Source organism: Halobacillus sp. (assembly GCF_049282395.1).
Classification (GTDB): Bacteria; Bacillota; Bacilli; order Bacillales; family Halobacillaceae; genus Halobacillus.
Genome location: NZ_JBAPTY010000312.1, coordinates 1 through 6,091, shown reverse-complemented (window position 1 = coordinate 6,091; position 6,091 = coordinate 1). Strand labels below are relative to the sequence as shown.

The window sequence follows — 6,091 nt, the reverse complement described above, 5'->3', positions numbered from 1 at the left end:
TTCACTCTTAGGACTGATCATTTCCGGTTCAAACCATAATCCAAACTGCAGACCTTTCTGTTTCACCGTACGCGAAAGCGCACCAATCCCATTCGGCAATTTCCTCTTATCGACAAACCAGTCCCCTAAAGAACTCGTATCATCGTCCCGTTTTCCGAACCATCCGTCATCCAGAACGAAGAGTTCTATTCCTAATTGTGCAGCTTCCGTCGTAAAGGCATCCAGCTTTTCCTCATTAAAATCAAAATAAGTAGCTTCCCAATTATTAATAAGAATCGGCCGCTCTTTCTTCATCCATCCAGGAGAAATTAGATGTCTCCGCTGCCAATCGTGAAGCGCCTGGCTCATGCCATTTAATCCTTTATCTGAAAAGGACAGAACTGCTTCAGGACTTTGGAAGCTTTCTCCTTTTTCGAGCGTCCATTGAAATGAGCCCGGATGAATCCCCATCGATAAGCGAGTTTGATTGAAATGGTCTACCTCTGCCTGCGCAAGAAAATTTCCGCTGTAGATAAACTGGAGACCGATCGCTTCTCCCTGATGTTCTGTAGCTGCTGGTCTTTTCAACATGAGATATGGATTATGCAGGTGTGAACTTGCTCCTCTGTTACTGGAAATCGATTGCATTCCCTGCTCCAGCTTTCGCTTTTTAACATGACGTTCTCGTGCCCAGGCTCCGGAAAGATGCATCAGTTCATAATCCGCATCCGGCAGATCCAGCGTTAAGGACATCAGACGCTTTATTTCCAGCGTTGATTCAAAACCATTCTTAATCTTATGACTTCGGGTTAAAATCGGCAGGTTCTCAAATAAGGTATAGAACAGATGAATTTCTGCTCCAGTTACTTTATCCATTAATCGGATAGTCAGCGTCTCTGCTTCCGTTTCCTGGGCAAAGGAAACGGGAAGACCTTGCAGCTTCGGCTTCCCTTTTCCTATTTCATATCCCTGGAAAGAAAAATCAGATACCTGAATTTGTTGATCGTCTTCAATTTGAAGAGCGGCCTCCCTGAAGTCTCCTTTTCCGTAAAGAGGAAATTCCTGTTTCACTGTTTCCAATGAAAAGTCAGCATCATCCGCGAACGTATGAGTGGTGTACGGAACAGTATTTTCATAGGTTTGAAAGTGTGTGAAGTCCTCGCGATCCGTCAACGCCTGCCCATAATACAGATGCCCTAACTGCCCATTTTTCATCACATGGAAGATGTAACTGATTTGACCGTTTGTAAGATGAAATTGCTGTCTTTCTTCATTAATATAAATCGACACAACGACACCACCTGTCTATTCGTTCTTTATTCCTTAACAGATCCACCAAGAATACCGGAGATGAACTGTTTTTGCAGTAGTAAGAAGAAAATCATAATTGGCAAGGTGGAGAGCGTCGTCCCCATCATAACCTGTCCGTAGTCTATACGGGACATCCCTACCAGACTGGATAAAGCTACCGGTAAGGTGTACATATCCTGTGACTGAAGTACAACAAGCGGCCAAATAAAGTTGTTCCACTGGAACATGAATAAGAAAATACCGACGGCAGCGAGTGCCGGTCTCATAACCGGGAGTACAATCCGGAAAAAGATATGGAATTCTCCAGCTCCGTCGACTCGGGCAGCTTCCAGTAATGAATCAGGGATGGCCTGCATATTTTGACGCATTAAGAAAATCGCGAATGGATAGGCAGCCTGTGGCAGAATTACTGCCTGGAACGTATTCAGCCAGCCGACGTTTGAGAAAATTTCAAACAAAGGAATTAACGTAACATGGTACGGAATCATAATCGCCACTAGCAGCATAAAGAAGATCTGATTTCTTCCTTTAAACTGAAACTTGGCAAAAGCGTAACCGGCTGCTGTACAAATGATGGCAGCTAAAGCGGTGAAGGTGAGTGTGATCAGCAAAGAGTTGCCCAGTACTCTAATAATGCCGACATTTTCATTTAGATTCTTAAAGTTTTCCCACCCATGAGTGCCCGGAAAGAAGTTAGGCGGCACTTTAAAGATTTCACCTGATGGATTGGTTGCACCTACGAACATCCAATAGAATGGAAAAACGGAAACAATAACCCCTACAAAGAGAAAGAAGTACAATAGAGTCTTTTTTAAAGGACTGACGTTTTTCATTATTTATCTTCACCTGCCCATTTCATTTGTGCCCAGGATAGAACACCAATGATTAGTACGAGTACATATGCAATAGCGGAGGCATAACCAAAGTCAAAATATCTGAAACCATTCTGATATAAGTACAAAGTAATGGTTAAAGTGGAGTTATTCGGTCCGCCTTCGGTAAGAATGTATGGTTCATCAAATAATTGCAGTGTACCGATCGTAGAAAGTACGAAAGTAAATAAGAAGATGGGTTTCAGCTGAGGGATCGTTATATAAAAGAACTGCTTCAGCTTACTTGCTCCGTCCATTTCTGCAGCTTCATAAAGGGACCCAGGGATATTCTGAAGACCTGCCAGGAAGATAACCATGTTATAGCCCGTCCACCGCCAGGTAATCGCAACCATAAGAGCTACTTTCGCCCAAAATGGGTCAGACAGCCAGGCGATAGGCTCCACGCCCACAAAGGAAAGCAGATAGTTAATCAGACCATAGTTCTCATCTAGCATAATCATGAAAATAATTGACGAAGCCACGAGCGCTGTAATGGCTGGCATGAAAAAGGCAATCCGGAAAAAGCTCTTCATTTTTACCAGTTGGGAATTTAAAGCTACAGCGATGATCACGGCAAGAAATAACTGAATCGGCACTTGTATGAGTAGAATCAAGAACGTATTGCCAAGCGCTTTATAGAAGAGTCCGTCCTGAAACAACCGTATATAGTTTTCAAGACCCGCAAATACATAGCCGGAACCTTCACGCTTTTGGAAACTTAATAGTAATGAAGAAATAACAGGATAAACCGTGAAGATTAGAAAAAAGGTGACAGCCGGCAGAATGAATAAATAAGGGACATTCTTGGGCGTAATCCAGCGCTTCCGTTTCTTAGGTTGGTTGGATTTTGCTGGTTCAGCATTGGTTTGACTCAAATGAATTCTACCTCCTTAATTAAAGTACCCGCGCCTTATATAAGCGCTTTCAAAACTGGATGACTTTATTAATTAATTTAATTTACTTAATAATAACACAACGTTTTTTATATGTCTGCTTTAATTCCAAAAAATCTAAAAAGTCGGTCAATCTCCTTATATGAAGGAGACTGACCGACCATTTCTTACTATACGGAACCAAGCAGGAAGATCATAAAGATTACTCGGTCACTTCACGACCTGTCTCACTTTTCAGCTTTTCAGCCGCATTTTGTAAAGCATCTTCAATTTTCGTACCATCAAGCAAGATAGAAGCTTGAGTATCAGACATTGTATCAAAAGCACGAGCATAGTCAGCTGTATAGTTGGCTACAGGAATATCAGCCACTTCTTCAGAGAACAGTTTATAGATCTGTTGATTAGAGAAGTATTCAGACTCCTGGGTAAAGAACTCTTCTTCATAAGTAGAACTCAAGGATGGGAAGATTCCTTTTTCTTTAAGAGCTTTCATTTGAGGATCTACTTCTGTCGTGAAATATTCTACGAAAGCATAAGCTGCACCTTGATTATCTGTTGAAGATGGAATGACAAGATCCGATCCGCCTAAGTTAGCTGCACGGTTGCCGCCCTCTTCAAAAGCTGGCAGTTGGAAGACTCCCCACTGACCATCTTGATCAGGGGCCTGGTCTTTGATGGTACCTGAATACCATACACCAAATGGAACGGTTGCTACTTCCCCGTTAACTGTCGCAGATACTACGCCATTCCAGCCATCATTGTTCAAAACAAGCTCTTCGTTTTCAAGTTGCTGAATCACTTCAAATGCTTTTTTAGATTCTTCTGAAGTCACATCAATATTTCCTTCTTCATCATAATAATACGCACCCTGCTGGTTCAGCATCATGCGGTATAAGGCATCATCTTTTGCGATATCGATAGGTACCATCTGCGTACCTGTTTTCTCTTTAATTGTTTTTCCTGCTTCGATGTAATCATCCCATGTTTTAATATCTTCGGGATTTACTCCGGCTTCTTCAAAGACGTCGGTACGATAGAAAACGCCTGTCGGTCCAACATCCCACGGGGCAGCGAAAAATTCTCCATCCGCATTTTGAGTAACAGATTGCTTATACTCGCCGAACTTGTCCTTATGGTCATCATAACCAAGTTCTGAAAGGTTAGTAAGGGCATCAGGGAATTGATCATAATAGTTAGCCAGGCGATCTGACTCTACCATAACTACGTCGGGTAAACCATTACCTCCTGAAGCTAGTCCTACCGTCAGCTTTTCATAAACATCCAATCTTCCGATATCCTCTACCTTCACTTCAACATCAGGATATTGCTCTTTAAATCCATCAACCGCAAGTTCCATCGATTCAGCTGCTACGTTCCAGCCCCAAACCGTTATTTCCCCGGATGGTTCTCCACCCTCATCACCTGAAGATTCATCTCCACCACTTCCACTATTGCCTGAACAGGCAGCCAGAACCCCAGCAACAAGGCCCACTACCAGAAACATTTTCCACCAGTTTTTCATAATTATCTTGCTCCCCCTTCTTTGATAGCGTTTTCAAAACTTACTAAAATAAATTAATTAACTAGTTATAAGTTAGCATACTAAACGTAAAATGAAAAGAGTTTTTTCAAAATTACCAAAATAGTTTATGGGTGGAAAGAGATACTTTACCATGCTTTAGCTGATAACCTTTTTACTTAGTTAAATAAATTAAATTAGTAAGATTTATGATATGATAGGGGAAGATAGAAATGTTGGAGGAGATGAAATGACTACAAAGTACACACGAGGCAGTTTCCAATTAATGAAATCAATGAACAGATCCATCATTTTAAATATGATACGTGAAGAAGGACCTATATCCCGGGCGGAAATCGCTAAACAAACCCGTCTTACTCCCCCCACAGTCAGTAACATTGTGAAGGAACTGATTAATACACAGTTTGTTATAGAGACTACCCAAGGAATGTCTAAAGGCGGGCGTAAGCCTACACTTCTGGAAATCAATGCTGACCAATTTTATACTCTTGGCATAGATGTAGGAACTTTCCATATGAAATTCGTGGTAACCAACCTTTTCGGAGATTTAAAAGATGTAACCAGTCTGCCCATCGGTAACTATCCAGGGAATGAAGATATCTTATCCATTATGAAACAGGGAATTCAGGAACTTCTTTATTCAGGAAACAACGATCCAGATAAATTTCTGGGAATAGGAGTGGGGATGCACGGGATTGTCGACCCTGAAGAAGGTATTTCCCTTTTTGCTCCCTCTTTTCAGCTTCGAAATATTCCTATAAAAGAAGAACTGGAAAAAGACTTCAATATGATTGTAAAAGTCGAAAATGATGCGCGTACCATGACGTTAGGTGAATACTGGTTCGGTAATGGAAACGATGCGGACAACATGGTTGGAGTGAATGTAGGGAACGGAATCGGTGCAGGAATGATGATTAAGGGAAGGCTTTTTCACGGGGAAAACAGTATAGCTGGTGAAATTGGCCATGTAACCATTGATCTTTCTGGACCAAAATGCACATGCGGTAATTACGGCTGTCTGCAAACCCTGGCTGCGGGACCAGCCATTGCCGAACGGGCTCGAAAAGAATTAAAAACCGGAAAACCTTCGATCATACATGAGCTGGTTGATGGAGATTTTGAGAAGGTAGATGGTCAGGTGGTCTATCAGGCAGCGTGTGAAGGTGATGAGTTCAGTATTGATCTATTAAATCAGACGGGACGATATTTAGGCATTGGATTGACCAATTTAATACACACGATTAATCCCAAGCGGATCATCGTGGGCGGCGGGGTATCGAATGCAGGAGATTTCCTGATGAAAGGAATAGAAGAAACGATACAGTCCAGAGGATTAACCGATAAAGCGAAAGAAACGTCTATCGTTCTATCCAAGCTTGGCGAACACGCTTCCGCCATAGGAGCCTGCGTTCTTGTACTGGAAGAGTTCTTCGTCAGGTAACGATAAAACCCAAAAATCCCCACCTCAGGTCATCCAATATTTGGATGACCTGAGG

The 6,091-nt window shown here is 42.1% G+C and carries 5 protein-coding genes; 1 reads left to right on the top strand and 4 read right to left on the bottom strand.

Going from position 1 to position 6,091, the window contains the following annotated elements; all coding sequences use genetic code 11:
* From WAM07_RS13305 to WAM07_RS13290, 4 genes are all read right to left on the bottom strand, one after another.
* The coding region (locus WAM07_RS13305) for a glycoside hydrolase family 36 N-terminal domain-containing protein (RefSeq protein WP_422167571.1) at nt 1-1,269 on the bottom strand (1,269 nt) is incomplete at its 3' end.
* Between the two features lie 26 nt (nt 1,270-1,295).
* Nucleotides 1,296-2,123: a carbohydrate ABC transporter permease gene (locus tag WAM07_RS13300; RefSeq protein WP_014644760.1), complete on the bottom strand. Its 828-nt coding sequence runs from the start codon at nt 2,121-2,123 to the stop codon at nt 1,296-1,298.
* Nucleotides 2,123-3,037 carry a carbohydrate ABC transporter permease gene (locus tag WAM07_RS13295; protein ID WP_245756036.1) on the bottom strand — a complete coding sequence of 305 codons (915 nt, stop codon included), beginning with the start codon at nt 3,035-3,037 and terminating at the stop codon, nt 2,123-2,125. Before WAM07_RS13295 ends, WAM07_RS13300 begins: the two co-directional genes overlap by 1 nt.
* 220 nt (nt 3,038-3,257) lie before the next feature.
* A complete protein-coding gene (locus tag WAM07_RS13290; RefSeq protein ID WP_422167568.1) occupies nt 3,258-4,577 on the bottom strand; it encodes an ABC transporter substrate-binding protein in 1,320 nt (439 codons plus the stop codon).
* Nucleotides 4,578-4,824: 247 nt separating this feature from the next.
* On the opposite strand from WAM07_RS13290, the gene WAM07_RS13285 reads away from it, so the two are divergent.
* The gene (locus WAM07_RS13285) at nt 4,825-6,036 is read left to right on the top strand and encodes an ROK family transcriptional regulator (RefSeq protein ID WP_422167566.1); all 1,212 of its coding nucleotides are present in this window, start codon (nt 4,825-4,827) and stop codon (nt 6,034-6,036) included.
* Nucleotides 6,037-6,091: the final 55 nt, after the last annotated feature.